General features: G+C 65.4%; 29 protein-coding genes and 1 pseudogene. 20 read left to right on the top strand and 10 right to left on the bottom strand.

Features of this window, described 5'->3' with window-relative positions; genetic code table 11:
• Nucleotides 1-175 precede the first annotated feature (175 nt).
• Nucleotides 176-937: a hypothetical protein gene (locus tag LEL84_RS04185; RefSeq protein WP_139104661.1), complete on the top strand. Its 762-nt coding sequence runs from the start codon at nucleotides 176-178 to the stop codon at nucleotides 935-937.
• 54 nt (nucleotides 938-991) lie between these two features.
• On the top strand, nucleotides 992-1,297 hold the full coding sequence (locus LEL84_RS04190; RefSeq protein WP_068970442.1) for a hypothetical protein: 306 nt from the start codon (nucleotides 992-994) through the stop codon (nucleotides 1,295-1,297).
• A gap of 51 nt (nucleotides 1,298-1,348) precedes the next feature.
• Here the strand turns inward: LEL84_RS04190 and LEL84_RS04195 are convergent, their stop codons facing one another.
• From LEL84_RS04195 to LEL84_RS04205, 3 genes are all read right to left on the bottom strand, one after another.
• Nucleotides 1,349-1,729: an SRPBCC family protein gene (locus tag LEL84_RS04195; RefSeq protein ID WP_065631666.1), complete on the bottom strand. Its 381-nt coding sequence runs from the start codon at nucleotides 1,727-1,729 to the stop codon at nucleotides 1,349-1,351.
• Between the two features lie 148 nt (nucleotides 1,730-1,877).
• Complete coding sequence (locus LEL84_RS04200) at nucleotides 1,878-2,783, bottom strand: RNA polymerase sigma-70 factor (RefSeq protein WP_065631665.1); 906 nt, start codon at nucleotides 2,781-2,783, stop codon at nucleotides 1,878-1,880.
• Between the two features lie 29 nt (nucleotides 2,784-2,812).
• Entirely contained in the window at nucleotides 2,813-4,027 is a 1,215-nt protein-coding gene (locus LEL84_RS04205; RefSeq protein WP_065631664.1) for an NAD(P)/FAD-dependent oxidoreductase, read from the bottom strand.
• Between the two features lie 94 nt (nucleotides 4,028-4,121).
• Here LEL84_RS04205 and LEL84_RS24885 point away from each other — a divergent pair.
• From LEL84_RS24885 to LEL84_RS04220, 4 genes and pseudogenes are all read left to right on the top strand, one after another.
• Nucleotides 4,122-4,301, top strand: a pseudogene (locus LEL84_RS24885) (hypothetical protein); the annotation flags it as partial.
• Nucleotides 4,302-4,488: 187 nt separating this feature from the next.
• The gene (locus tag LEL84_RS04210; protein WP_068970444.1) at nucleotides 4,489-4,929 is read left to right on the top strand and encodes an SRPBCC family protein; all 441 of its coding nucleotides are present in this window, start codon (nucleotides 4,489-4,491) and stop codon (nucleotides 4,927-4,929) included.
• Between the two features lie 189 nt (nucleotides 4,930-5,118).
• The gene (locus LEL84_RS04215; protein WP_065631663.1) at nucleotides 5,119-5,709 is read left to right on the top strand and encodes a dihydrofolate reductase family protein; all 591 of its coding nucleotides are present in this window, start codon (nucleotides 5,119-5,121) and stop codon (nucleotides 5,707-5,709) included.
• 986 nt (nucleotides 5,710-6,695) lie between these two features.
• The gene (locus tag LEL84_RS04220) at nucleotides 6,696-6,998 is read left to right on the top strand and encodes a hypothetical protein (RefSeq protein ID WP_068970445.1); all 303 of its coding nucleotides are present in this window, start codon (nucleotides 6,696-6,698) and stop codon (nucleotides 6,996-6,998) included.
• A 25-nt stretch (nucleotides 6,999-7,023) separates the two neighbouring features.
• Here LEL84_RS04220 and LEL84_RS04225 read toward each other — a convergent pair whose 3' ends face one another.
• Nucleotides 7,024-7,428 (bottom strand): DUF1801 domain-containing protein, encoded by a 405-nt coding sequence (locus LEL84_RS04225; protein ID WP_068970457.1) that lies wholly within the window; start codon nucleotides 7,426-7,428, stop codon nucleotides 7,024-7,026.
• Between the two features lie 276 nt (nucleotides 7,429-7,704).
• Between LEL84_RS04225 and LEL84_RS04230 the strand changes: the two genes are divergently transcribed.
• Nucleotides 7,705-8,145, top strand: coding sequence for an SRPBCC family protein (locus LEL84_RS04230; protein ID WP_065631660.1), 441 nt, complete (start codon nucleotides 7,705-7,707; stop codon nucleotides 8,143-8,145).
• A gap of 113 nt (nucleotides 8,146-8,258) precedes the next feature.
• On the opposite strand, the gene LEL84_RS04235 is transcribed toward LEL84_RS04230, so the two are convergent.
• Nucleotides 8,259-9,146, bottom strand: coding sequence for a DUF5996 family protein (locus LEL84_RS04235; RefSeq protein ID WP_065631659.1), 888 nt, complete (start codon nucleotides 9,144-9,146; stop codon nucleotides 8,259-8,261).
• Between the two features lie 615 nt (nucleotides 9,147-9,761).
• On the opposite strand from LEL84_RS04235, the gene LEL84_RS04240 reads away from it, so the two are divergent.
• From LEL84_RS04240 to LEL84_RS04255, 4 genes are all read left to right on the top strand, one after another.
• A complete protein-coding gene (locus LEL84_RS04240) occupies nucleotides 9,762-10,085 on the top strand; it encodes a hypothetical protein (protein WP_203235851.1) in 324 nt (107 codons plus the stop codon).
• A gap of 243 nt (nucleotides 10,086-10,328) precedes the next feature.
• Nucleotides 10,329-11,063 carry a PE-PPE domain-containing protein gene (locus LEL84_RS04245; protein WP_226513400.1) on the top strand — a complete coding sequence of 245 codons (735 nt, stop codon included), beginning with the start codon at nucleotides 10,329-10,331 and terminating at the stop codon, nucleotides 11,061-11,063.
• Nucleotides 11,064-11,164: 101 nt separating this feature from the next.
• Complete coding sequence (locus LEL84_RS04250; RefSeq protein ID WP_065631656.1) at nucleotides 11,165-11,695, top strand: hypothetical protein; 531 nt, start codon at nucleotides 11,165-11,167, stop codon at nucleotides 11,693-11,695.
• Between the two features lie 68 nt (nucleotides 11,696-11,763).
• Nucleotides 11,764-12,375, top strand: a complete 612-nt coding sequence (locus tag LEL84_RS04255) for an AAA family ATPase (protein WP_226513401.1) — start codon at nucleotides 11,764-11,766, stop codon at nucleotides 12,373-12,375.
• Nucleotides 12,376-12,474: 99 nt separating this feature from the next.
• Here the strand turns inward: LEL84_RS04255 and LEL84_RS04260 are convergent, their stop codons facing one another.
• Nucleotides 12,475-12,930 (bottom strand): GNAT family N-acetyltransferase, encoded by a 456-nt coding sequence (locus tag LEL84_RS04260; RefSeq protein ID WP_226513402.1) that lies wholly within the window; start codon nucleotides 12,928-12,930, stop codon nucleotides 12,475-12,477.
• Nucleotides 12,931-13,098: 168 nt separating this feature from the next.
• Between LEL84_RS04260 and LEL84_RS04265 the strand changes: the two genes are divergently transcribed.
• Nucleotides 13,099-13,392 carry a hypothetical protein gene (locus LEL84_RS04265; protein ID WP_226513403.1) on the top strand — a complete coding sequence of 98 codons (294 nt, stop codon included), beginning with the start codon at nucleotides 13,099-13,101 and terminating at the stop codon, nucleotides 13,390-13,392.
• Nucleotides 13,393-13,407: 15 nt separating this feature from the next.
• On the opposite strand, the gene LEL84_RS04270 is transcribed toward LEL84_RS04265, so the two are convergent.
• Nucleotides 13,408-13,923 carry a MarR family winged helix-turn-helix transcriptional regulator gene (locus LEL84_RS04270; protein ID WP_226514240.1) on the bottom strand — a complete coding sequence of 172 codons (516 nt, stop codon included), beginning with the start codon at nucleotides 13,921-13,923 and terminating at the stop codon, nucleotides 13,408-13,410.
• Between the two features lie 41 nt (nucleotides 13,924-13,964).
• On the opposite strand from LEL84_RS04270, the gene LEL84_RS04275 reads away from it, so the two are divergent.
• Together LEL84_RS04275 and LEL84_RS04280 are read left to right on the top strand one after the other, a co-directional pair.
• Nucleotides 13,965-16,106: an MMPL family transporter gene (locus LEL84_RS04275; protein WP_413466936.1), complete on the top strand. Its 2,142-nt coding sequence runs from the start codon at nucleotides 13,965-13,967 to the stop codon at nucleotides 16,104-16,106.
• 243 nt (nucleotides 16,107-16,349) lie between these two features.
• Entirely contained in the window at nucleotides 16,350-17,936 is a 1,587-nt protein-coding gene (locus LEL84_RS04280) for a plasmid pRiA4b ORF-3 family protein (protein WP_159370896.1), read from the top strand.
• Nucleotides 17,937-17,948: 12 nt separating this feature from the next.
• Here LEL84_RS04280 and LEL84_RS04285 read toward each other — a convergent pair whose 3' ends face one another.
• Both LEL84_RS04285 and LEL84_RS04290 read right to left on the bottom strand, forming a co-directional pair.
• A complete protein-coding gene (locus LEL84_RS04285; RefSeq protein WP_226513405.1) occupies nucleotides 17,949-18,497 on the bottom strand; it encodes an ester cyclase in 549 nt (182 codons plus the stop codon).
• A gap of 130 nt (nucleotides 18,498-18,627) precedes the next feature.
• Complete coding sequence (locus LEL84_RS04290) at nucleotides 18,628-19,800, bottom strand: acetyl-CoA C-acyltransferase (protein WP_226513406.1); 1,173 nt, start codon at nucleotides 19,798-19,800, stop codon at nucleotides 18,628-18,630.
• Between the two features lie 124 nt (nucleotides 19,801-19,924).
• Here LEL84_RS04290 and LEL84_RS04295 point away from each other — a divergent pair, with 124 nt between their 5' ends.
• The 3 genes from LEL84_RS04295 (at nucleotide 19,925) to LEL84_RS04305 (ending at nucleotide 21,863) form a co-directional block, all read left to right on the top strand.
• Complete coding sequence (locus LEL84_RS04295; protein WP_226513407.1) at nucleotides 19,925-20,398, top strand: winged helix-turn-helix transcriptional regulator; 474 nt, start codon at nucleotides 19,925-19,927, stop codon at nucleotides 20,396-20,398.
• Nucleotides 20,399-20,422: 24 nt separating this feature from the next.
• Nucleotides 20,423-20,950, top strand: coding sequence for a putative immunity protein (locus LEL84_RS04300; RefSeq protein ID WP_058253520.1), 528 nt, complete (start codon nucleotides 20,423-20,425; stop codon nucleotides 20,948-20,950).
• A 166-nt stretch (nucleotides 20,951-21,116) separates the two neighbouring features.
• Complete coding sequence (locus LEL84_RS04305; RefSeq protein WP_159370900.1) at nucleotides 21,117-21,863, top strand: MBL fold metallo-hydrolase; 747 nt, start codon at nucleotides 21,117-21,119, stop codon at nucleotides 21,861-21,863.
• 94 nt (nucleotides 21,864-21,957) lie between these two features.
• Here the strand turns inward: LEL84_RS04305 and LEL84_RS04310 are convergent, their stop codons facing one another.
• Nucleotides 21,958-23,334 (bottom strand): NAD-dependent succinate-semialdehyde dehydrogenase, encoded by a 1,377-nt coding sequence (locus LEL84_RS04310; RefSeq protein ID WP_226513408.1) that lies wholly within the window; start codon nucleotides 23,332-23,334, stop codon nucleotides 21,958-21,960.
• 249 nt (nucleotides 23,335-23,583) lie between these two features.
• On the opposite strand from LEL84_RS04310, the gene LEL84_RS04315 reads away from it, so the two are divergent.
• The 3 genes from LEL84_RS04315 (at nucleotide 23,584) to gdhA (ending at nucleotide 26,942) form a co-directional block, all read left to right on the top strand.
• Nucleotides 23,584-24,579, top strand: a complete 996-nt coding sequence (locus LEL84_RS04315; protein WP_226513409.1) for an alpha/beta hydrolase — start codon at nucleotides 23,584-23,586, stop codon at nucleotides 24,577-24,579.
• Nucleotides 24,580-25,145: 566 nt separating this feature from the next.
• The gene (locus LEL84_RS04320; RefSeq protein ID WP_226513410.1) at nucleotides 25,146-25,403 is read left to right on the top strand and encodes a hypothetical protein; all 258 of its coding nucleotides are present in this window, start codon (nucleotides 25,146-25,148) and stop codon (nucleotides 25,401-25,403) included.
• A gap of 183 nt (nucleotides 25,404-25,586) precedes the next feature.
• Nucleotides 25,587-26,942 carry an NADP-specific glutamate dehydrogenase gene (gene gdhA, locus LEL84_RS04325; protein WP_065631644.1) on the top strand — a complete coding sequence of 452 codons (1,356 nt, stop codon included), beginning with the start codon at nucleotides 25,587-25,589 and terminating at the stop codon, nucleotides 26,940-26,942.
• Nucleotides 26,943-26,967: the final 25 nt, after the last annotated feature.

Raw genomic sequence — 26,967 nt, forward strand, 5'->3', positions numbered from 1 at the left:
GTACACCCCGAGCTGCGACTACCACCTCTACACCAACAGCTCTCACCACGAGAACGTCTGTCGTGCAGAGTGATACGTGGCCGGTTGGCCGGAAACTGCCGTCAAGCTCTGAAGACGTGAAGGCTGACCGATCACATCCGGTGGTTTCCGTGTTCTACTGGTCACAGGTGACCTCATGCCCGACGGCGTCGACCGTCGGTTTGCCGAGTGCATGGGGATCGAAGTGAGTCTGTACCACGAGGACCGTCTCCTCGAATCCCGCTTGCACCGTGCTGTACCTCTCGCCCAGGTCGACCTGCTACGCCGGAGCGTCCCGTTTGCCCGTGACGTATTCGACCAATTCATCTATTCCGTCACCCAGTACTCAATCGTGGAGGGAACGTGGGACACGTTCGTCGGAGAGAGCCTCCGGTACCTCGCTTTCACCAGTGACGAGCCGGCGAACTCTGTCCCGCCGCTGATCCCCCCGGAGATCGCCGCCACGGTCGCCGACATCATGTCCAGATTTCGCCGCCGAGCACCCGGCGAACCGGTCATCGACGGGCATTCGATGACAACCGTTCATCAGCAGCAGCTCGGTGAAGAGTTGATGTTCGCCCTCGGCGGCGACCACGACGACGGAGTTCATGCTGCGGGCACGCGCGCCTACAGCAAGATGATGTCGGCCCGAATCGGTGACGGTTTTGTCCACCCAGTCGTCGGGAGTCATTTCTGGAGCGACATATACGCTGCGGAGTCCCGCCACCCAACGATGGGTCCACACGTGACCGTGCTTCCCACGATCGCCGCCGCCGTCGAACGATGGCACGCCTCCCCCGCCGACCGCCCGCGATGCGAACGCATCATCTGCGACCGTGCCCACTCCCGCGGGTGGAAAGACCTACCACCCAGCGATGGCCGGTGGGTGGCCGTGACACCCAGTGGACTGCTCTCATGATGGCGTCGGTCCGGGGCACTGATATTGGGCGACGGTCGCTCGTACAGTGAGGCGATGACGGACTCGCGGCTTCTGCGCTCACTGTCGACACTGATCGGAATCCTCCTGGTCAGTGTTGCGGTCGCGGTACCGACAGCGGTCGCTCTGGCGTGGCCGCTGATCTATCTGTCCGAGTCCGTGCTGCACCTGGGCTGTTCCTCGACCACGATCGATGGGCAGCAGGTGTGGGTCTGCCCCGACGGGATAGGGTACGTGATTCCGGGGGTAGCCCTGGTCGTGCTCTTGACCATCGTCGGCGTCGTTGTCGGTATCTTCGTTCAGCGCGATGCCCTGAGGCCGCCGGCAGCGGCAATCGACTGACGCGGCGGGGCCGGTGTCATCACATCTCTGACGCAGCAGCGCCTTTCGAGGTCAGCTTCCGAGACCAGACGCGATCCGTTCGATCCGCGGCAACGCGATGGCCAGTACCGGCAGATACGGTACCGCCCAGACCGGCGCACCGAAGCTGAGAATGCAGCCACCCGCCACCGGGATCACCTCGTGCCGCGTCGCGTTCACACCCGCCACCTTCCACGCCCACAATCGTCCGTCGACGAACTCGGTGATCTCGAACGGCACGGGTACCCCCGCGACAGTCGTGATCGTTCCGCGTGTCCCAGAGGCCAACTCGACGTCACCGTCTACCTGCGCCCCGAAAACCGTGGGTCCCCATGACGGCCAGGCGTTCACATCGGTGATCGTCGCCCACACTGCGTCAGGAGCCAGATTCATCCGCAACTCTGTCGTCGGCATGCCATGCCGAAAACCAGTGCGAACTCGCAGCACCGACCTGAGCGATGCGGGAGTCGACAAGTTGTGCAACATCGGACCATCGTCGCAGAACAAGGCCCGGCGCGGCCCTCATCGCCTTGTTCCCGCATAGAAACGTGCCGGGTGAACGTCACCGTGCGATCGTTCGCGGTTCCTCGACCCCGGCGAGCTTGTCGGGATTGCGCATCGCGTAGATCTGGTCGATCACGCCGTCGACAATGTGGAACGTGAACACGCCCTGCAGTTTTCCGTCGAAGTACACGAGCATGCCGGGCTCGTGATTGAGCACCGCCACCTCCGCGCGATAGTCGTCGATCGTCGTCCCGAGTCGCGCGAATCCGGTGAGCAGGCGCGCCACCGGCAGCGAACCCTGAATGGGCCGTTTCACCGCCGTGGCCTTGCCGTCACTGTCGGCGGTGAACACGACGTCGGGCGACAGCAGCGCCATGAGCGATTCGACCTCACCTGACTGCGCGGCGGCGAGAAACTCCTCGACAACCGCTCCGGCGCGTTGGGCGTCGACCGGCTCGAACCGGGGCCGCCGCGACTCGACATGCGACCGGGCGCGGTGCGCGATCTGGCGCACCGCGGCCGACGACTTCGAGACCATCGATCCGATCTCGGCGTAGGAGAACCCGAACACCTCGCGCAACACGAACACTGCACGCTCGTCCGGACTCAGCGATTCCAGCACCACCAACATCGCCGTGGACACCGACTCGGCGAGTACGACGTCGTCGGCGAGGTCGCGGTCGTCGAGCAGGATCGGCTCGGGGAGCCACGGGCCGACGTACTCCTCACGACGCCGCGAGCGCGACCGCAGGGTGTTGAGTGCCTGGCGTGTGACGATCTTCGCGAGGTAGGCCTTCGGGTCGGCGACTTCGACGTCGTCGACCTCCGCCCACCTCAGGTAGCTCTCCTGCAGGACATCATCCGCGTCGGCGGCGGAACCGACGATCTCATAGGCGACGGTGAACAGCAACGGCCGCAGTTCTGCGAATCGTGCTGCGCGACGGTCGAGTTGACCGCCTGTCATAGCTACTCCGTTCGTCGACGGGCCGTTCGTCATCGTCCGACCGGTTCACGCTCGGCGGTCGCGCTCTTCGCTGCACCGAACCAGCTGAACTTACCGGGCCGCGCGGCCTCACGCCGGATGTTGGCCACGGTTTCTCGGCACACCAACTCCTTCGTCCAGGCTGCGAGACGACCGGTCACCACCGCCGGCGTCGGCGAATCGTCGCGGCGCGTGAACTGCAGGGTGGCCGCATGTCGGCCGATGCTGGCACACTGCGCGACGAAGCCCTGGTCGACAGGGCTCGGCTGCTCACCGGCGATCTTCGCGAGGACCGCGTCGGCGGCCTGGGCGCCCAGTGGTTCAGCGGCCTGACAGCTCATCCGCAGCGTCATGCCATCAACAGCCACCGCGTCACCGGCGCCGATGATCCGGTCGTCGTCGATGCTGGCCAGGGCGGCGTCGGCGCGCAGGCGGCCGATCTCGTCGGTCTCCAGGCCGCTGGCGGCCGCGAGTTCCGGCGCCTCGAAGCCGGTCGCGAGAACCGTTGCCGCGCTGGGTAGCACGATTCGTTGACCGTCGATGTCGACGGTGACGGTCCGCTCCCCGAGCTCGACCACACGTCCCTGGTCCATGACATCGACACCCAGTCGATTCAGCTGCGTCTCCGTGGCGCGTCGAGCCCGGGCGCTCACCGAAGCCGCGAACTCACCGCCGCCCACCAACCGGACGCTGTGTCCGCTCTCGGCGAGTTCTGCCGCAACCTCGATCCCGGTGAGTCCCCCGCCGATGACGGTGACCGTCTCGTGCGCCGCCAGATCCTCGACGCGTTCGCGCATGCGTTGTGCACTCTCCCAATCGGCGATGAACAGCGCATGGTCCGCGGCCCCTGGGATCTCGGGGGTGCGGTGGCGGGTGCCGATCGCGTAGATGAGGTAGTCGTAATCGAGGTGCGCGCCCGACGCCAGATGGACTCGCCGTGCGTCGGCGTCGATGCGCGTGGCGGTGTCGGCGAGAACGCGGATGTCGTCGGCCAGCACATCGTCGAATGCGATCTGCGGATCACCGGTCCCCGAAACGAACTGGTGGAGCCGTATGCGCTGTACGAAGAACGGCTGTGGGTTCACGACCGTGACGTCGACCGCACGATCACGCCGGAGCCGGTTGGCCGCCATCGCGCCGGCGTAGCCCGCACCCAGTACGACAACGTGCGTCCGCTCCCCGTCAGCCTTGTCGTCGCCGATCTGGTTGATGTCGGTGGTGTTCATGGTCCCGCCTTCCGTGGTGGTGTTCGATAGTGCTCGCCCTCGAGACACCGGCGGCGACGAGAATGTGACACCCGGGCCGAATCCGCTGGTCAGCGGCCACCCTCGGCGCCGACCTGCGCCCGACACGGTAGTGGCTCTCATCGGGGTGATCACCGGTCTCGTCGCAGCTGCCCTGGGATCGGCGGCGGTCCTGCGGCAACCGCCGTGGCCTCGGATGATCGTCCGGCCGGACCATCTTTCCGATCCGCCAATGCGGTCGACCACACCGCGCTGAGAACAAAGGCGTCTAGGCGGCAAACGCTCCATCCTGATGCGGATCGCCGACTGGACCCATCCAGCGCTTCCGTCGTCCGAGCGCCGATGGGTTCCCGCCGCGCCGGGAGTCTGCCCGGGTGGGACGAGACCGTCCGCACCGAGCCACCGATGCCTGCAGACATCGACGACGACAAGGCAGGATCACCATGATCGACACAACCGGAGCAACCCTCACCCACACCGTCGACGCCTCCCCCGACGCCGTCTTCGACGCGTGGACGACGCCGCAACTCTTCGCCGCCTTCTTCGGCGGTGCCACGAATGAGGTCCCCGTCGACTCGGTCACGCTGGACGCCCGACCCGGAGGCACCTGGACCGCAACCATGATCGCCGACGCGGAAATGCCCGAGTTCCATTGGCGCGGGGAGTACATCGAAGTGCAGCGACCGAGCAAACTCGTGCTGACGATGACCGACGAGCCGGGCGACGCACGTGAACTTCTCACCGTGGACCTCATCGCAGTCGACGCCGGCACCGAGCTCCGCTTCAGCCAAACCGGCGGAAACCTCACCGATGAGCAGTACGAGTACGCGACGGCCGGCTGGCACGCGGCGTTCGAAGCGCTGAATGCTGTGCTGTCCGGGTAGTCCCGAGGCGCTGTCGCATACGCGGAACGGAAAGCGCAACCGTCCCGACCGGAGCTATCCGGGCGAGGAGTTCACAAATACCGCCTATCGGGGCCACGAGCCCCCCATCGTCGCCAGGACGTGCAGAGCCCTGGCTGCGGGACGCGCAGCTCCGATGACTTTTCGGGCCCAGAGAAAGAAGCAAGGATCGTGAGCAGACTGATCATCAGCATGTGGACCACTCTCGACGGTTATGTCGCTGGCCTCGATGACTCCATGGACTGGCTACTCGCCGATTCCGACCTCATGAACTACGAACTCGCCCTCGTCGAGCACGCCGGCGCGCTCCTGCTCGGCCGGATCACGCACGCCGACTTCGCCTCCTACTGGCCGGCTGTCGCCGCCGGAACGATCGACGCCGACGACGGCAATCGGCGTTACGCCCGTCGCCTCGACCAGCTCGACAAGTTCGTCGCCTCCCGTTCCGGTGACATCGCCGCATGGCCGGTGACCCAGCACGTCACAGAAGTGACCGCCAGCGAGATCCAGCGCATCAAGGATCGCGCCAACGGCGATGTGGTCGTCTACGGCAGCCTCAGCTTGATCGCGACACTCAATGCGATGAACGCGGTCGATGAGTTCCACCTCATCGTCAACCCGATCTTGCTCTGCAAAGGCAAACCCGTCCTCGACGCACACCAGCCTTCAACCCGACTGGAACTGATGGAATGCCGACCCTTCTCCTCTGGCGCAGTCTTGCTCAGATACGCCGCCCTGACGACACCCGCGACTCATGAATGAAATCGAATCACCTCCCCGCAGGCACGGTGCTAATGGACACGAACGTAGGGTGGCACGGGAGGTGCAATCGACTGACCGGCGACGCGGCTGGTGACATCACATCGCGTTTTCCGAGGCCAGCTCTCCGAGACCGGTCGCAATTCGTTCAGTCAGCCGTTTCCTATCCGCTCTCGTGTGCGCGACGCCGCGAGAACCCGCCACGCCCGCGGACTGATCACGTACATCGCGCGGGATCGTCTACTGAAGTGCGACGGATTCGTGATGCACCAGCGCCGGGCGATTGCCGCGACCGGTTGATGAGCGGTCTCGGCGCGAGGTCATCATGCGCGCCCTCGAGTCGACTCGTGATGATCCACTGCTCGAGACTCGTGCCGGCATCGGCGAGGAGCTGGAACAGTTTTCGGACGGTGATGCCGTGCGCCCGCGCGATCGACACCGGCGACAAGTCCGGATCGCTGAGGTGCATGCGAACGTGTCCGCGGGTCCTGGGAAGCAACACAGCAGCTGACCGACGCCGGCCTGTCGGCCGAGACGATCGCCGCGGCCCACAACGTGTCGACCCGGGAGCTGTACGCCGACTGGCCCAGTTCCGAAAGGCGGCTGATGGATCACGTCATCCGACGCCGCCTCGACCGTGCCCGTGACGCCATGATCGCCCGCGCTCATGGGTTCAGCGACTCAACGCATTTCACCAAGCGGTTCCGAGCCGCTTCGGGGTGACCCCGTGACAGTCGCGGCGCGACAATCTGAACTCGTGACGACAAGCCGCCCGGTTGCACGGCGCCGCGACCTCGTGACCACCCACCGAACGCTAAGGAAACTGATGCCGCGCTGGCATCGCCTGCGGTCTCGCGTCGACCACCGCGGCCGCGGATGACCCCGGGCCGGATTACTTTCCCGGCCACTGATCACCACTCAGAGTCACGCCCCCCCGTTTGCGGGAAAATGCCATGCGAGTACTGCTGTGAGTCTTTAACGTCCCACGAATGATTGCGCAACAGAACGATGACTGGCGCCCGGCGCCGGCTGACTGCCCGGTCGATCTGGTCGTCGACGGAGAACTGTTTCAAGTGACAGTCCGTGCCGACGGTGGGTATTCAAGCAAGTGGACGTCGGGCCCGAACCCTGGGTACGGCTTCGGCTCCAGCGGGCCGCGAGTTGCGTGGCAGAGCGACGACGGGCTCCCGCCCGCCCCGCTGCCACTCCCCCTGCCGACGATTCGCGACCACCGCGAGTCGATCAGGGAGTTCCTCTCGAACATCAACCCGGAGACCGGATATCTCGATTGAGCGGGATACCGGACCCGCGGTGATCTCAACCTCCGTGGGACGAGCGTGTCTGCGCCAACGATCGTTCGAGAAGCGTTGTCAGCACTGCGAGATCGACATCTCGGAGCCGAGTGACGTGGAGGCACGACTTGGCGACGCGACACTTTCCCAGCCGGTCGATGAGATCTGGCCACTGCGTGGCGAAGTCGCTGACCAGGTAGATGGTGTGATTCTTCGGGCCGGGCGCGAAAGCGAGTTCCGGCGCCCGACCGCCATGCCCGCTGGCGTAGCGGTACTCGTACTCGCCGAAGCCGATCATGCGGCCGGCCCAGAGGACGGGCCGGTGTCCGGAGATCTCACCGAGCAAGGCGACCAGTTCATCGGCCTCGTCCCGACGTGGACCGACTGCTCGGTCGAGCACTTCCTCGATCGGCGCCTCGGACGGCCTCATCGCGGGCGCCTTGCCGCCGGCTCGCGGTTCTTCGTTCACAATCGATACCCACCGGTTCTCTTCGCCTGGAATGGCACGTCGCCGAGAAACTAGCAGACCTGATTGGTAGATCGGCACCGATCAGGACTCGCCCGACTGCTTCTGCCCAACCGCACCCTCCCCGCCGTGAGCCCGATGAGTTCTGCGAGCAACGAGGGTCTGCCCTCCTGCGGACCGAGCCGTCCGCGGCGAAACATCGATGTCGGCCGACGTCGACGACCAGAAGGCAGTCACACCATGACGGACGCAACCGGGGCAACCCTCACCTACACACTGAACGCTTCTCCCGCCGCCGTGTTCGACGCGTGGACGACGCCGGCTCTGTTCGCCGAGTTCTTCGGCGGCAGCGCGAACCAGGTCCCCGTCGAATCGGTATCGCTCGACGCCCGACCCGGGGGCACCTGGGCAGCAACAATGATCGTTGGGGGCGATTTCCCCGAAGTCCATTGGCGCGGTGAGTACGTCGAGGTCAGCCGACCGAACAGACTCGTACTGACGATGACCGACGAGCCGGGTGATGAACGTGAACTCCTCACCGCTGACTTCATGGCAGTCGACAACGGCACCGAGATCCGTTTCAGCCAAACCGGTGGCAACCTCACCGACGAGCAGTACGAGTACGCGGCCGCCGGCTGGCGCGCGGCGTTCGAAGCGCTGGACGCTCTGCTCGCCGGATAGGCTCGGGGGTTAGGTGGCGAGCGGCGCCGCTGAGCGAGATTGCAACCGGCCAGGACGAACGATGAACAGACCTCGACGTCTGGACGTCGGAAACGTCCGCCGCCGGCTCGCGTCTAGTCCCAGCCCGCCGTCTCCGCCGCCGCTCGATGAGTCTGCTCGAGGAACTTCAGGACCACGGCGTCCGGGTCCGGCGATTGGCGTACAAGCTGATACGGCAGGATGTACTCGCCCAGTGCGGCATCCCACCGCGCCGGAGCCTCGACCGCCGGGTGCGTGTCGTAGCCCTCGGGATGTGGGTAGGCGTAGGCGTAGAAGGCCCCCTCCTCGGCGCCACCCGGCCAGTAGCCCGCGCTCGACACCTCGTCGCTGTAGGCCTCGTGCATCACCCAGTCGGGGCAATTCGGCACCCCACCCGGATGCTGGGGTGCACTGCGTCCCGAGAACCGTGTGACGGCCAGATCGAAAGCGCCCCAAAAGAAGTGGACCGGTGACGACTTGCCGCGGAAGCGGCCGCGGAACTCCGACAGCACGCGGTGCGCACTGACGAGAGACCGCCAGAACCGAGACACGGCGTCGGCGTCGTACGACGAGTGGGCGGTGTCCTCGGCGAACGGGGTCGCATCAGGCAGTTCGACGGGGGTACCGACGATGGCGATGTCGAAGCCGAGGTCGGCGAGGTGAGCGGTGTACTCCGCGTAGAAATCGGCGACCGTCCGCGGTTCCAGCTTCATCTGACGGGTGCTGCCATCGGTGACGAGGAAGAGCAGCTGGTGGTCCAGAAAGTCGAAGCGGATCTCGAGGCCGCGGTCTCCGACGGCCATCAGGGACGTGGTCAGGCCACGCGCGTCCACATACAGCGGTACGCCCCACCAGTGGTTGACCTCGGGTCCGAGAGCGAGACGCGTCTTGCCGACGATCTGGGTCCACAACTGGACGGTGTCCCTTGTGTCGACCCACGACTCCACCGGTAGTGCGGGCCAAGCCTCGTATTTGGTTTCCATGTCGCCAATGATCCCGGACGCGTCAACTCGAACGTGCCGATGAGCCGTCGGCCCTGTGAAGTTTCGACGGAGACACCGACGAACACCTGCGTAACCTGTCGCGGAGACGGCAGTCGGACACGACCTCGACGTCGCTATCAAGGAGGAGCATTGCCGCGCATCACGCTCGGAACGGTCTTGATGTTCGTCGCGATCGGAACCACCATCGTCACCGCGTTACTCGGGGCGCCGGATTGGCTGATCGTCGTCGTAGCCGCCTTGCTCTTCGTGCTCGCCCTGGTGCTCCCGATCGCAATACGGGACTTCGGGGCGAACAGGCACGTGCAAGGCCGAGGGGCCGAGAGGCCAGCGGGGGCTCCGTCCCGGCCGCCGCACAGTCGTCATACGGGAAGCTCCGACTCGTCCTCGAGTTGGTTCGGTTTCGATGGCGGATGGTCAGGCGACGGCGGCTCCGATTCCTCTGGCGGAAGCTCGGGTGGCGGCGACTAGTGGGTCGACCACCCGGTCCATTGCGAGACGTCGACGAATGGCTGGTCCACTCCCCCCGCACCTCCTCACGGTGACCTGGCTCTACGTCCCGACGCCGACGAGTGGCCTAGCACCAGTGAAGTGCGGGTGCGCCTCTCCCCCGGCCAGGCAGGCGGCACCGAGTTGGAGCTCATCCATGCAGCATTCGTCGGAGAACCCTTGTTCGCGACGTACGGACCAGGTGCCGGCGGGGTCGGTTGGGATCTATTGCTCCTCGGTCTGACCCGGCTGCTCGTCGATGGCGAAACCGCTGACCACGAAGCAATCGAGAAGTCTCCCGAGGGACGCGAGTTCATCCGCCGTAGCGCGGCGGCCTGGGGAGAGGCACACCTCGCGGCCGGAGGTGAACCCGCGCAGGTCGCGGCCGCGGCTGCGGCCACCGCGAAGTTCTACGCACCCGATTCGGTGTGATTCCGGGTCTATTCGCGATACAAATCGGCAAACAACAGCGTTAAACGCCTATCGTCGGACCGCCGTCCCTTTTCTCGCATCCCCCCGGCGAGATTTGCGATGTGATAGACATTCGTCAGACCTCTGAGGCGGCTTAGAATGAAGCAATATTCGCGAATAGTCCTGGTGCTCATTGTGGCAATCGGAATCGGGCAATGGACACCGAATGTCGCAGGTGCAGCGCCGGGCCCGGGTGGGGCGACAGTGCTGACACTGGACCCGGCCTTCCGCTCGCTTCCGATGAACTGGCTGCGCGGTGAGCTGTTCGCACCACCCAATCGAGTGGTGAACGTGCCGTACAACAACTTTCCCGGCGCGACGAACACCCACCGCGGACGCGACAAGTTGAACGAGATGCTGCACGAGATCCCCGGGCGGAAGATCGTCGTCGGACACAGTCAAGGCGCGCAAGTTCAGGATGATTGGCTGCGCACCTACGGTCCCACCAGCGACATCGACCCTGCCACAGTGACGTTCGTCCTGACCGGTGATCTCGAATCGAAATACAACGGTTGCGCCAACCAGGGAGGATGCCGCGCGGACTACGGCGGCAACAACTTTCCCGATGACACCCGATACACCGTCAAGATAGTTGCGCGACAATACGATTTCTGGGCCGATGCACCCAACCGCGACCTCATGAACGACGCCGCCCGACGAAACCACAGTGCGTCGGATTCGGTCGGCGGACGTGGTGAAGGCCGCCCGGTACACAACGACTACAGCATGATCGGGCTCGACGATCCGGCCAACAAGACGTTCGTCGAAGGCAACGCCACCTACATTCTCGGCGCCCCGGCAACCTATTACCTGCCCATGGTCACCCAGATGTGGACGACTGCCGCCCGCAAGGCCGAAGAGGACGCACGACTTCGTCCGGAGGTCGAGAAAGCCTACGACCGGCCGATGGGTTCGCCGCCGGCCCCCTCTGACACCTGAGCCGGTTCATCTGACCCGAATCGGACAGAACCGAAGTTCGAGCGCGCGCCGGCACCTAACATCAGGACTGCAACGTGACGGCATGACGAGCGAGGACCGGCATGAAAAAGACCCTGAATTCCCTGTCCGAAAGCGAATATGTACTCGTCCGCGAGACCAAGAAATCACAGATGGCCGGCCTCGACGAGGACGGACTGATCGATCTGCACTCGCGAATCCGGCGCGCACGGAACAAGCACGTCACCCTCTACCGCCGTGCGGGTGCTGAGAAAGTCAAGACCAAAGGCGGCCGTGGGAGCGCGAAAGCAGCAAATGCCCGGAACGCCGCTAAAGCCGAGGTCTTCGAGGACGCCTTGAGCCGCGTGAGCCGTCGACTGGCCAGGGTTTCTCGAGACGCCGCTCTCGAATTGAAGGCCGAGCGACTGGTCCGGGCGCGTACCGACAGCCCGACATCTCAAAAGGACACCGGCAAGGGCAGAGGCAAGGACAAGGGCAAGGGCAAAGTGGCGTCGTCGGGACGAATCCGGACCGACGACACCCGCGAATCACCCGGTCGAAAGAAGTACGAGGCCTCGACCATCGCCGCCGGTGCGCGACGTCAGACCAAGAAAGACCGGAGGCACGAATCCTGACCGGCGGACCGACATCGCCCCTGACCGCTTCACCGGAAGCGCTGCCCACCTGTCGGTAACCTCACGTCATGTTGATCTGGATCAACGGCGCCTTCGGCGTCGGTAAGACACAGACCGCACACGAGCTTCACCGCCGGCTGACTGCGTCGCACGTGGCCGATCCCGAACTCCTCGGATTCGCGATGCACAAGATGCTGCCGCCCGCCCGGCACGACGATTTTCAGGACCTACCGCAGTGGCGCACGGGCGTCACCCAAACCCTCTTGGATGCCGAACAATCAAGCGACTGTCCGGTGATAGTTCCCATGACGCTCGTCGACGCTGAGTACTTCGACGAGATCGTCGGTGGACTCATAGAGCATGGCGTCGATGTCAGGCACTACACCCTGACCGCTTCCGTCGAAGTGATCCATCGACGTCTCAGAGCCCGCCTTGCTCACCGTCTCGGCCCCATCCTCGGCGCCGATGAGACCTGGGCGATGAAACAGACTGGGAGGTGCGTCGCCCGGCTTGGCGAGGACCGATTCGCAAGCCATGTGCCAGCAGACGAACACAGTGTCGATCAGGTTGTCGAGCACATCGCCGACGATGACGGACTCGAACTCTCCCGTCCCCGTTTGTCTTCGGCGCGGTATCAGCTGCGTAGGGCAGCAGTCGCAGTTCGACACATCCGAACGTGAGCCGTCACTCGTACGCGAGTCTTCTAAAGGCCTCGACTGGCAGTAATGACGGTGAACAAGTTCTGCACCCGCGATTCGCCGCGGCACTGCGGCGTGACCCTACGTCTCAGGGACCCCGGCGCGCCGAAAGTGCAGCAACGGGAACGGCCGGCCGTCGGAATCCACCGGCGAGCGGCCCACCTGCTCGAACCCCCTGCGCCGATAGAAATCCACAGCGTCCGGGTTCTGTTCGTTGACGTCGAGTTCGTCGACGCCGCCGTGCGCGACCGCGTGATCGAGAAGCACCGTGCCGATGCCCCGCCCGTGGGCGGCCGAATCGACGAACAGCATCTCGAGCCGATTCTCTGCGGTTCCGCTGAAGCCGACGACCACTCCGTCGGCCTCCGCCACGACCAACTCGACCGCCGGAAAGTAGTCTCGGGCGAGTCGATCCGCGAAGCCGTCGATGTCGGCGGGAGTCAGGAAATGGTGAGTAGCCTCGACCGCCGAACGCCACACGGCCACGAGGCGGTCCGTGTCGGCGTCGTCGGCCTGCCGAAGTCTCACCTCAGCCACGGGTCGCCGAACGAGTGCTGGCCCAGCAGGTCGGTGTATGCACGATCGGCACAGTAGTGCGCGCCGGCCTCGTAGGGCAACGGTGTTGTGATCTGCTGCGAACCCCGGCATCGACGTCCTCGGCGGATATCGTGATCACGACACAATCCGCAGGGCGAGGGGTAGCACGTGCTCGAGATCCATGGTCTGTCGAATGAAACGGTCGTGCTCGATGGCGAGTGGTTCGAGAAACTCCGTGGCGGCACGTCCAGGACCCGGTTGCCGGCGGCATCGTTCGTCTCCGCGGAGGTCATCGAGACCGACCGCCGGAAGAAGCTGTTCGGCGGTGAACGCGAACAGCTCCTCCAGGTGACCCTCACCTTCTCGCGCCCGCCGTTCGTCGGGCTGATGACGTCGGCGGAGAACCGGGCGAAGGTCGACGCGCTCGTCGCCGGACTCGAAGCAGCCCGCGACGCGGGTTGAGCAACCGACGCGACGCTATGACGGCCCCGAGCTCCGATCCTGTTGCACGCGAATCAGTTCGAGCAACAATCGACGGAGTTCCGGTTCTGACGCGCCGATGGACGCGATCAGCGCCGGGTCGGTTCGCTCCCGTTCGAGCAATGCGCGGTAGACCTCGGCACCGGCCGGAGTCGCGCTCACATGCTTTCGCCGCTCGTCGTCGGGATCGACCTGACGCCGCACGTAACCCATCCGTTCCAGTCGCTCGATGGTGCGGCTCGCAGTTTGATCGGTCACCCGGGCCTTCTTGGCGACCTCGCGCTGGGTGGCCGGTCCCGTGCTCACCACATGGAGGACGACGAGTCCGGCGCTCGAGATGTCGTACTCCCGCAGTACCGCCTCCCAGGCGTGCTCGACGAGCCGTGCCGCCACCGACAGCAGCCGACCGGTCGGCCACCCGTCCATCCCGTCGTTCCCGTCGTTCACCTTTTCCTGCCGATTCTCTACGTCACACCGCGCAGACTTGCAATTGTTCAGCCTGCTGAACATCATGGTGCTCACGCACTCCACCCGCAACCGACGAACGGAAGCCCGTGAACCCACCCACCTCTGCTCGACGAGTCAGTCGCTTGCGATGGATTCTGCCAGCCCTCTTGGTTATCGGATGGCTGGCCCTGGGTTCTGTCGGCGGACCGTTCGCCGGAAAACTCGGTGACGTACAGGCGAACGACAACACGTCGTTCCTGCCCGCGTCCGCCGAAGCCACCGAGGTCTCCCGCCTGGAAGCCGACTTCGTGGACTCCTCCGAGATCCCGGCCGTCGTGGTGGCCGAACGTACGAGCGGCATCACCGAGGCCGACCTCGCGTTCGTGTCCGAGGCGGTGGGCAAGGTCGCCGGCTCGGACGGGATCTCCGAGCGAACGTCTCCGCCGATCCGCTCGCAGGATGGTCAGGCGATCCAGATGATCGTGCCCGTCGACTCCTCCGGGGAGATCTCGGAAAGCATCGAGGCTCTGCGTGCGGAACTCGCGAACGGCCCGCCCGAGGGACTGTCGGTGTATGTGACCGGACCCGCAGGCATCGCGGGCGATCTCACCGAGGCATTCGGCGGGATCGACGGCTTGTTGCTACTGGTTGCCGGCGCGGTCGTCATCCTGATCCTCATCGTGGTGTACCGCAGTCCGATCCTCCCGTTCGTCGTGATCGTGTCCGCCGTGTTCGCGCTGGGGCTCGCCAGTCTGCTGGTCTACGTGCTCGCGTCGAACGACGTGCTCACCCTCAACGGCCAGAGCCAGGGCATCCTCTTCATCCTCGGGTTCGGTGCGGCGACGGACTACGCCCTGCTCCTGGTGTCCCGCTATCGAGAAGAACTGCGACTCACCGACGACAAGTACGACGCCATGCGGGCCGCGTGGCGCGCGACCCTCGAACCGGTCGCCGCCTCCGCCGGCACGGTCATCGCCGGTGTGCTGTGCCTCCTGCTGTCGGATCTGAACTCCAACCGCGGTCTCGGCCCCGTCGCCGCGATCGGTATCGCGGCGTCGTTCCTGGCGTCGATGACGTTCCTCCCCGCGGCACTGACCCTGCTCGGACGCAGTGCCTTCTGGCCGAAGCGACCGGTCGTCGACCCGGCGTCGGCGCAGCGTGAAGACAGCAGCAATCATCGCGTCTGGGGCGCCCTGGCGCACCGGATCGGACGGCACCCCCGCCGCTTCTGGGTGGCCACGACGTTGCTACTCGTGCTCTTCGCGCTGTTCCTCCCCCAGTTCAAGGCCGACGGGGTCGCGCAGTCCGACACCTTCCTCGTAGCAGTGCAGTCGCAGGAGGGCCAAGAAGTCCTCACCGCCCACTTCGACGCCGGGGACGGTTCACCCGCGGTCATCATCGCCGACGCCGCATCGCTGCAGCAGGTGCAGAACACGGCGGCGAATGTCGACGGCGTCGCCGAGGTCGTCCCGGTCACCGATCCGAGCGGCGCCCCCAAGACCGTCGACGGACGAGTCGCTCTGCAGGCGACCCTGACCGATCCGGCCGATTCCGTGGCCGCAGAGGAGACCATCGAGCGTCTTCGCGACGCGGTGGGGAACGTCAACGGCGCCGACGCGCTCGTGGGTGGTCCGACGGCGGTCGACCTCGACACCAAGACGACGGCCATCCACGACCGGAACCTGATCATCCCGATCGTCAGCATCGTCGTGCTGCTCATCCTGTGCGCGCTGCTCCGGGCGATCGTCGCCCCGATTCTCCTGATGGCCACCGTCATCCTGAGTTTCGCGGCCACTCTGGGAATTTCGTCGATCGTGTTCAACCACATCCTCGGATTCCCCGGCGCCGACCCGGTCGTGCCGCTGTTCGCGTTCGTCTTCTTGGTCGCGCTGGGCATCGACTACAACATCTTCCTGATGACCCGCGTCCGCGAGGAAGCACTGCAGATCGGTACGCGCCGAGGTGTTCTCCGTGGGCTCACGGTCACCGGCGGAGTCATCACCTCGGCCGGCGTGGTCCTCGCGGCGACGTTCTCCGCCCTGGCGGTCATCCCGCTGATCTTCTTGGCGCAGATTGCGTTCATCGTCGCCTTCGGCGTCCTCCTCGACGCGTTGATCGTCCGGACCCTGCTCGTCCCGGCGCTCGTCTACGACATCGGCCGTCCCGTGTGGTGGCCCAGCGCGCTGGCCAAGAAGGAGGATGTCCCGGAGGACGACGAGTTGGTGGAGGCAGGACCAAGGCAGAGCTAGGAAAGTCCGGACTCTTCATACCGAACAGCCGACGGTCCCGGCCCTCAGGAGCCGGGACCGTTCGACCGCTGGCAGGATCAGCACTCGACCTGGCCGATGACGGCGGTGCTCGCGATAGGATCGGTCCCGATGAGCCGGAAGAACAAGCAGTCCCGTGGCGCCAAGCGGACCGAGAAGGCGAAGAAGCGGGCTGCCCGCCGAAACAGCAACGTGATCCCGATCCGGGGTCGCGACACCTCGGAGATGGGCGTCCTGTTGCGCGAGTTCGAACGATGGCTGCCCAGCGAGGAATTCGAAGACGATCCGGACAAGCAGGCAGCCATCGTCGACGCCGTCAGAGCGCTGGACTTTGCCGTCGGCTACGCATTGCCAGACCATCGGCCCACCGAGTGGTCGCTCGATGAGGTCGATGCGGCAATCGACTTCGCCGAGTACATGGAAGAGGAAGAGGACGACGCCTTACCGGCAAGCATCGCGGTCTTCGCACTGCGCCTGTTCATCGATTTCCTCGTCACCACTTCCAGGTGGACAGGAGCCATCAGCGCCGATGTCGTGATGGGGGCTTGCCAGGGATACCTCCTCGACTCCATGGGCGGGCTGAAGGTCGAGGTCGACGACATCGACAGCTCCGCCGAGCGCGATGCACTGGAAACGGTTCGGGTTTTGCAGCGGCTCGATGTGTTGATGGACTGGATCGGCCACAAACGGCCGGTGACGCCGAGTGGATGGCTCAAGCCGGCACTGCTTCCGGACCTTCTGCAGGCCCTTCAGATCGAGCAACCGTCAGCAGCACTCAAGGCAATGAAACATCATCGCGTTCTTGCCGAGATCTGGGAGCTCGCCCGGGATGCCCAGTTGATCGCAATCACTTCATCCCATGTCTACCCGGGCCCGGCGGCCGCGTACTGGCGTGGACCACAGTCGCTGACGACGCGACGCAGCACGCTGGCTGCGGCCGTCGGCAGGGCGTTGACCTCTGATTCGAGTGCAAAGGCACAGTTTGTGGACGGTATCGTCGCGCGCGTCGTATACCACGGGCTGACGATCATGCCGTTTGCCGCCGATCGCTTCGCCGCCCTGCGCGATGACGGGCTGATCTCACCGGAGATTCCCAAGGCTCATTCTCGCGTCGAGCACATCATCGAGGACGGGTGGCTCGTCCTCAACGATGACGGTGACTACGTCGTCCCCAAGGGGTTGCGACCCGCTGTGTGGGACGGATTTCCGGAACGTCACATTCCGGAAAGCGGGGAGGCGACGACCATGATCACTGTGCGCGCCGAACTCGCCGGCGTCCGACCCAGAGTCTGGCGACGGATTCGAATACTCGCGCTGGTTCCATTGAACGAACTCCACGAAGTGCTGCAAGCTGCATTCGCCTGGAACGATGCGCATCTCTACGCGTTCACGACTCCATGCTTCGGCCACGAGCACCGGTATCTATCAGACGAGGCGATGGGCACCGCACGGGCCGGCAGGTACACGGAGTCCGTCTTCGACTCGACTCTGGGTGAGCTGGTCGACGAGCCCGGCGACGTGGTGTCCTATGAGTACGACTTCGGGGACGGCTGGGAAGTGAGCATTGTCGTCGAGGCATTCACCCCGATGAATGACGGCGAACCGCCGGTGTCGATCGTCGCCGGCGGCGGAACCGCCCCGTTCGAGGATGTCGGCGGAGTTCCCGGATGGGCGGATTTCATCGAGGCCGTCAACGATGAGACGCACCCGCGCCATCTGGAATTACGCGAGTGGGCGGGCCTGACACCTGGTTCGGCCTTCGACCCGACGTCGTTCGACATCGATGTGGTCAGGCGCCGATTAGGCGTGTGATCCACAGCGGGCTTAAGCCGACGCGGCGGACCGGTTGGTTCGGCGTCGGATAGCAGCGCCGATGACCGTGATCGGGCGATTGAGCAGCGTGGCGATCCGGCCGGCGAGGGTGTTCGGATCCCGCGCGACCCCGAGCTGCATGAACATTTTCAAACGGTCGAAGTAGGCGCGCTCCGCAACCAGATCTGAGCCCGCGAAGGTGAACACCGCGACGATGGGCAGGTCGAGAGACCGACCCGTCGGGGCAAGGCCGCGATATGGGCCCAGATGTGTTCCGCGAACTCGCGTCTCACAGATGACTCGATCGTTGTGATGGCACAGCGTCTCGGGGTCGACATCGAAATGCATGTCCGGCAATGCGGTGAACAGTTCGTGATACGAGGCCGACACCGCGTCGTGGCCATCGGCGATCTCACCGGGCAACTCGGTACGTGCCGCGCCGTCTTTGAACGTCGCCAGCGTGGCACCGACGTCGTGCCGATTCTCGGCCTCGAGATGCGCCAGAACGGTGGCCTCCCGCGTCGCGACGAGCGCTGCTGCATTCGGGTCGGTTGGGTTCATGAGGTCCCCGCAGTCATCGGCCCCGCTCCGAACAGCGGGTATGCGCAATCACGGTACCGGGCGGACGCACCGTGTGCGACCGAGATTCGCCGAATGGACGACGAGCACGTCCGCCCGGACCGCCGACGGCTCAGCCGAGTCGCTCGTAGATCGTCGCGTTGGCCAATCCGCCTGCCTCACACATCGTTTGCAGGAGGTAACGACCGCCGCGCTGTTCCAGCGCGTTCAGTCCCGTGGTCGCGAGGCGGGCACCGCTGGCACCCAGCGGGTGGCCGAGCGCGATCGCACCGCCGTTGACGTTGACTCGATCCACGTCCACCCCGAACTCCCGCGACCACGCCAGTACCACCGGCGCGAACGCCTCGTTCACCTCGAACAGGTCGATGTCCTCGACTCGCAAACCACTGCGTGACAGTGCCTTCCGCGTCGCCGGGATGATGCCGGTGAGCATCAGGAGTGGGTCGTCACCGGCGACCGCGATGGTGTGCACACGAGCGCGCGGACGCAGACCGAGTTCGGCGGCTTTCTCCTCGCTCATCAGCAGCACCGCCGACGACCCGTCGCTGATCTGACTCGCACTCGCCGCGGTGATCCGCCAGTCGATCTCGGGGAACCGGTTCGCGATCGCCTCGTCGTAGTAGGCCGGTCGCAACCGGGCGAGGTCGTCGAGGTTGCCCCCGAGCCGGATGCCCTCGTCCGACGTCAGCCCCGCGATGGGGGCGAGTTCGTCGTCGAAGAGTCCGTTCTTGGTGGCGGTGGCGGCGAGATCGTGTGACTGCAGCGAGAATTCGTCGATCTCGCGTCGCGAGATGTCCCAGCGGGCGGCGATCAGTTCCGCCGAGATCCCCTGACCCACGAGGCCCTGCGGGTATCGTTCGCCGAACGCCCGTCCGTTGAGATCGGCGGTACCGGCAACGGCCGAGCCCATCGGGATACGGGACATCGATTCGACACCCGCGGCGACCGCGATGTCGTACGTGCCCGCGATGATGCCCTGCGCGGCGAACGCGATGGCCTGTTGCCCGCTTCCGCATTGGCGGTCGACGGAGACCCCCGGCACGGATTCGGGGTAGCCGGCGGCCAGGAGCGCGCGCCGCGCGATGTTGAAACTCTGCTCCCCCACCTGACTGACGACACCGGTGATCACGTCGTCGACGAGTTCGGGATCGACACCCGAACGGTCCACGACTGCTCGGAGGCTGTGCGCGAGGAGGTCGACGGGATGAACGTCGTGGAGGGCGCCGGTGGGCTTGCCCTTGCCGATGGGTGTGCGAACAGCGTCGAAGATGACCGCAGATCTCATGACTGATCCTCCGTCAGTGTGCGGATCGGAACGCAACCCGATCCGGATGATGGCTGACTTTTGTCTGCCAAAGTCAGGTCTACGCTCTGGCTATGGTCTTGTCAAGTCAGGGTAGGCTGGGGGCATGATGCACCTGAAGGGCCCGCTGGCCGAACGCGACAGCTGGGAGGCGAGCGGCTGCTCGATCGCGAAGGCGATCGACCTGGTGGGCACCCGGTCGGCGATCCTTATCCTGCGGGAGGCCTTCTACGGCGCCACCAGGTTCGATCAGTTCAGCCGGCGGGTCGGGATCAGCGACGCGGTCGCGTCGGCCCGCCTGCGCGAACTCACCGAGGCCGGGATCTTCACCAAGGTCCCCTACCGCGACGCCGGGCAGCGCGAACGGTTCGAGTATCAGCTCACCGACATGGGCCGCGATCTGTTTCCCGTGGTGATGTCGTTGATGCAGTGGGGCAACGACCATCTGCAGCCCGACGGCCCGCCGCTCACCGTCACCGACCGAGCCCAGGCGCCCGTACGCGTGGGCGTCGTCGCCGAACCCACCGGGGTTCTCACACCCGAGGACGTCGAGGTGCGAATCGCCCGGCGCCGCCGCTGAGTCCGTGCCGGCAGAGAGGTCGCGATGATCCTCCCCACAGTGTTCGACCCCCGCTTGGTCACCATCCGTCGTGGCGGGACACTCACCGACGCCGATCACCACTTGCTGGCGCTCTGGGCGGCACGGTGTGCGGAGCACGTTCTGCCCTTGTTCGAGTCGGCACGGCCGGATGACGCTCGCCCCAGGGAGGCCATCGCGGCGGTCCGCGCGTGGACCCGGGGCGAGCTGGCGATGATGGAGTCGCGCGCCGCCGGCGGACACGCCATGGGTGCCGCCCGCGATCTACGTGGCGCACCGCGGTTCGCCGCCTACGCCGCCGGGCAAGCGGCGGTGACCGCGCACGTCGCATCGCACGACCTCGGTGCCGCGGCGTACGCGATCAAGGCAGTCCGGTCCGCACACGGGGTCGACGCGGGTAGACACGAATGCGCTTGGCAGCGAGAACATCTCCCTGTTCGGGTACGCGAGTTGGTGCTCGACGACCAACATGCCCGCAATGACCTGTGCTGGCAGGTCTTCATCGACGATCGACAGCAGGTCGGCGATCGGTGATTCGCGTTCACCGGGGTGTTCCTGTTACTGTCGCAGTCACGCTCCTGCGGTGCTGTAACCCGCATGTCGAGCCAGAGGCCGGGGTGATTACAGAAACCCCCGGTCTTGTCCAAACTTCGACGGTCGTCCCGGTTTGCTGCCGCGACCACCGGGTACGCGTCTCGACATGACCTTCCATCGTGGCGTCGTCCCCGGCATCCACTGGCTCGAGTACGCCTACACGAATCAGTACCTGATCGAGGACCAGGACCGGCTGATCCTCGTCGACTGTGGACTCCCCCGTTCGTACGAACCCCTCGTCAAGGCCATCCGGGAACTCGGCCGTGACACCGATGCCGTCTCCGACCTGATCATCACCCATGGTCATTTCGATCACGTCGGCACCGCGCGCCGCCTGGCGCGCGAGTGGCGGATCCCGGTCCACGTCCATCGCGACGATGCGTGGCTGGCGTCCCACCCCTACCGCTACGCGCACCAGAACGCGACCAGATTCGGAGTGCCCCTTCGTCATCCGCGTTCGCTACGCCTGCTCGGACGCATGGCGGCGGCCGGTGCGTTCACGGTGCGCGGCGTCGATCACCTGGATGTGACGCCTTTCGGCGACGATGCCCTGCTCCCCGGTGACGCGCAGGTGGTGCCGACTCCCGGTCACACTTACGGCCATGTGTCGCTGCACTTTCCGTTACGTGACGCGGTCATCGCCGGCGACGCGCTCGTCACCCTCGATCCTTACACCGCGGCGACCGGCCCGCGTATGATCGCCGGTTCCGCAACCGCCGACCTCGATCGCAACCGGGCGTCGCTCGACGCATTGGCAGCGACGGATGCGAAGTCTTTGCTTCCCGGCCACGGGGTGCCGTGGCATCACGGGGTGGCCGTCGCGGTCGACCGGGCGCGTCAGACCAACGGCTGACACGTCGGACGGCCGGCCGTCGGATCACGAGCCGGACAGCGGGACGGGCCGACGCTTTCCGCATCGGCCCGTCCGGCCATCGCCGATCGTCCGGCTACTCGGACGCGGTGCGACGCAGCTTGGTGTTGACGAACTCGCCCATGCCCCAACTCCCGAGTTCGCGACCATAGCCGGACCGTTTCACCCCGCCGAACGGAAGGCCGGGCAGCGTGGTGCCGTGTTCGTTGACATACGCCATGCCGACTTCCAGCTGATCGGCGACCTCCTCGGCCTTGCCGATGTCACCGCTCCACACCGAGCCGCTCAATCCGAACTCGACATCGTTGGCGAGCGCCACGGCGTCCTCCGGGGAGGACACCTTGTAGACCATCGCGACCGGCCCGAAGATCTCCTCGGAGTAGGCGTCCATGTCCGGGGTGATGTCCGTCAGCACAGTGGGTTCGAAGAAGGCTCCGTCGCGCTCCAGCGGCTTCCCACCCGTCCGCAGGGTGGCGCCCTGTTTCACCGCGGTCTCGACCTGTTCGGCCACGGTGTCGCGCGCCGACAGGGACGACAGCGGACCCATCTGAGTGGAATCGTCGGACGGATCACCGACCACCGTCGACTCGAACTGCTTGACCACACCATCGACGAAGTCGTCGTACAACTCGTCGAGAACGATGAACCGTTTCGGCGAGTTGCACGCCTGGCCCGCGTTCGACAGCCGTGCGCCCGCCGCGATCTTCGTCGTGCGTTCCATGTCGGCGGAGTCGAGCAGGATGAACGGGTCCGAACCGCCGAGCTCGAGCACGGACTTCTTCAGGTTCTCCGCGGCAACCTTTGCCACGGCTGCACCCGCTTTCTCACTGCCGGTGAGCGATCCACCGCGTATCGCGTTGTGCGCGAGCAGGTCTGCGATCTGATCACTGCTCGCGTACACGTTGATGTACGCGTCGGCAGGGACACCCGCGTCGTGCAGGATCTCAGCCATCAGCGCCGACGACGCCGCGCAGATCGACGCATGCTTGAGAATGACGGTGTTGCCGGCCAACAGGTTCGGCGCGACGAAACGTGCGACCTGGTAGTAGGGGTAGTTCCACGGCATCACGCCCACCAGTGGTCCGATCGGCGCGACCTGCACGATCGACGCGTCCGCGCCCTGCGGGTCGAGGGCCTCGGTCTCGAGCAGATCCGGTCCGTGCTCGGCGTACCAGCGATAGATGTCCGCGGCCAGCTGGACCTCTCCCGCCGCCTCCTTGGCGGGTTTGCCCATCTCGGTCGTGATGACGGCCGCGAGCTCATCGGCTCGCCTCTCGTACTCGTCAGCGGTCCGGGAGAGAATTGCGGCCCGTTCGGATGCCTCGGTCGCTCGCCACTCCTGGTATGCCGCGAGTGACCGTTCGGCCACGCCGGCCACCTCGTCGTCCTTCAGTCCGGGAAATTCCCGTTCGGTCGTACCGGTGGTCGGATTCGCGGTGACATATGTGCCCATCAGAGCACCTACCTTCCTCTGTCGTGTGAATCCCGACTGTCCACAGCCCGGGATCATTCGGGTACCCGGGTCCCTGTACGCAAAACCTCGGTCGTCGGCGCGCTTCGGTCACACGGCGGCCCCAGACCTGCTCTAATGGGTCCGCGGTCCGTGTCCGGACCCGTGATCGACCGACACGCGGCGAATGCCGGACGTCGACCTGGGGGTGGGTCGCCGGTCGTGACGGCAGTGTCCTAGGGGGAACGAAGAGTGTCACGCTGGCAGCGAGCCGCAGGGCTCGGTTGTGCATTTCTGATCGCGGTCGTCGCGAGCGTCTCGACGGGGCAGCCGGCGGAGGCGACGCCACCGAGGCTCGGCGACTCGGCGCGGATCCTTGCGGTGACCTCGGAGACGGCGACACGCACGACGATGACCGTGTATTCCGCCGCCATGAAGCGGCCCGTTCGGGTGAGCGTGCTCGCCCCCCGCGAGCGGACCGGCCCACGGCCGACCGTGTACCTCCTCGACGGGATCGACGGTGGGGTCTACACCAGCTACACGCAGAGCGGGTGGACCTTCCAGACCGACATCGCGCGCTTCGTCGCCGACAAGAAGGTCAACGTGGTTCTGCCCATCGGGGGTACGGGCTCGTACTACACCGACTGGCGCCGAATCGATCCCGTCCTGGGGCGGAACATGTGGGAGACCTTCCTGACCGAGGAACTCCCTCCGCTGGTCGACGGACGCTTCCGGGGCAACGGACGGAACGTGATCGGCGGGCTGTCGATGGGGGCGCTGGGCGCGATGTCCATCGCGGTCCGCAACCCAGATCTCTACCGGGGTGTGGTCGCCTTCAGCGGGTGCCTCGATCAAGGGTCGCCGGAGTTCCGGCAGGCGACCGCCACATCGGTCACGACGAGAGGCGGGAACCCGGAGAACATGTGGGGCCCGCTCGATCACGACAACTGGGATGCCCACAATCCCGCCGGGCACGTGTCCGCGCTACGCGGTAAGCCCGTGTATGTAGCGGTCGGCAACGGTCTGCCCGACCCGGCCCTCGGGCTGGCCGGGCTAGCCTCACCCGTCGGAGGCGTGCTCGAGGGCATCGTCGCCCGATGCACCGAGAGCTTCAAGCGTCGCGCAGACCGAGCCGGGGTCGACATCACCTACGACTTCCGTGCCGGTCTCCACTCGTGGGGTTACTGGAACCAGGATCTGCACCGAGCCTGGCCCACGATCGCCCGGGCACTGAAAATCGCGGGCTGACGCGAGCGTCGGCGTCAACGCGCGCTTTTCCTCTTCCGAATCAACGAGACATCCTCGAGTGCCCGTTTTCGCTCACGACGTTCCTTGAGTTCTTGCCGCCGCTTTTTCGAGCTCGAATTCTTTTCCGCCATTTCTCCTCGAATCGGTCGTGGTCTACAACGGGTCGCTCCCGCTCTCCTTCGTGACCATAGCCCAGAAATGGCAGAAGTCCAGCCCGTCCGATCTGATGCCGACTTGCCGACTTCATACGTTGTCACACAGTACGTTTCATTTACTGTGGGCCTGCGAAATGCGCCGGACTGGCTTTTATTTTTTTCTGGGCTAGAGTCCATGGCACCGGTCGCAGATGGCCGGTAGCAGCGAAAGGAAGAGTGGCCGTGAAAGCGGTTGTGATGGAGTGCCGAATACGCGTGTGTGGCTCCCCCGGTCGGGTCAGAGAATTCGTCGAGCAAGCGTCGACTCGCGCGCCCGACGCCTTTTCCCACCCCGCCAGGTGTTCGGTTGTCGTCGAGGAGTCGGACTCGCTGCTCCTCCGACGGCAATGGCACCGCGAGAACGACGTGGACGTGTTCGGAGTACCGGAGGGGCGGGATGTGTGCTTCGGTTTCGCGGACCCGTCCGGACGACTGACCGTCGCGAGACTCGAGAGCCTGTCACGCGACATCCTGGCCCACCTCGAACTGGATCCGTGGGTGTCCGACGACACCGAGTCGGTGCCTTGGATCCTGACACTCACCACTGGTGCCGATCCGACGTCCAGGCATGAGATCCTGACCCGACATCCGTCGCTCCAGGTGCGACGACCTGTTCTCGCCCGCGCGTGATCCGCGCATCGCGGTGCCCGATCTGACTGCTCGCAGGGTGAGCGGGCCCGACCACCTCACCGCGGACACACCGCGGTCGTCGTCCGACGGACCGGTCTGGGTCGAATTCCTGTCACTCGATAGGGTGCGGGTGGCGGCGTGCTCACCTGGGCACGTCGCCGTCCCACACCTACGGAGAAGGAAGTGGTCGCCATCGTGCTCGACGAGAAGATCAGCGATCTGTACGCGCAGGTTGTTGCGCGGAACCCTGGGGAGGCCGAGTTCCACCAGGCCGTCCGGGAGGTCTTCGACAGTCTGGGTCCGGTCTTGGCGAAACATCCCCACTACGCGGACGCCGGGATCATCAAGAGACTGACGGAGCCCGAGCGCCAGATCATCTTCCGAGTGCCGTGGGTCGACGACCAGGGACAGGTGCAGATCAACCGCGGGTTCCGGGTCGAGTTCAATTCCGCACTCGGCCCCTACAAGGGCGGCCTTCGATTCCACCCCAGCGTCTACCTGGGCGTGGTCAAGTTCCTCGGGTTCGAGCAGATCTTCAAGAACGCACTGACCGGGCTCCCGATCGGCGGCGGCAAAGGCGGCGCCGACTTCGATCCCAAGGGACGCTCCGACGCGGAGATCATGCGGTTCTGCCAGTCGTTCATGACCGAGCTCTACCGCCACATCGGCGAGTACACCGATGTACCCGCGGGTGACACCGGCGTCGGCGGTCGCGAGATCGGTTATCTCTTCGGCCAGTACAAGCGCATCACCAACCGTTACGAGTCCGGCGTGCTCACCGGCAAGGGACTCGCCTGGGGTGGGTCGCAGGTCCGCACCGAGGCGACCGGGTACGGCGTGGTGTTCTTCGTCCGCGAGATGCTCGCCGCGGCCGGTGATGATCTCGACGGCAAGACCGTGGTGGTCTCGGGCTCGGGCAATGTGGCGATCTACGCCATCGAGAAGGTGCAACAACTCGGCGGTCGCGTGATCGCGTGCTCGGACTCCGGGGGCTACGTCGTCGATGATGCCGGTATCGACCTCGAACTGCTCAAGGAGATCAAAAACGTTCGGCGCGGCCGTATCTCGGATTACGCCGACGCCCGCCGCGGGTCCGCCCGTCACGTCGACACCGGATCGATGTGGAGTGTGCCCACCGACATCGCCATCCCCTGCGCGACGCAGAACGAACTGAACGGGGTCGACGCCACTCAACTGGCGAAGAACGGATGTCGCATCGTCGCCGAGGGCGCGAACATGCCCAGCACCCCCGAGGCGGTGCGCATCTTCGCAGACGCCGGCGTCGGCTTCGCCCCGGGTAAGGCCGCGAACGCGGGCGGCGTCGCCACCAGCGCACTCGAGATGCAGCAGAACGCTTCTCGGGATTCGTGGACGTTCGCGCACACCGAGGACCGATTGTCGGAGATCATGACGGCCATCCACGACCACTGCCTGCACACGGCAGACGAATACGGGGCGCCGGGCAACTACGCGACCGGTGCCAATATCGCGGCGTTCACTCGCGTGGCCGACGCGATGCTCGCACTCGGTCTCATCTGACCCGATTCGGACGCCGACTCGCTTC

It is taken from the genome of Gordonia sp. WA4-43, from assembly GCF_020520305.1.
In the GTDB taxonomy this organism is placed as follows: domain Bacteria; phylum Actinomycetota; class Actinomycetes; order Mycobacteriales; family Mycobacteriaceae; genus Gordonia; species Gordonia hongkongensis.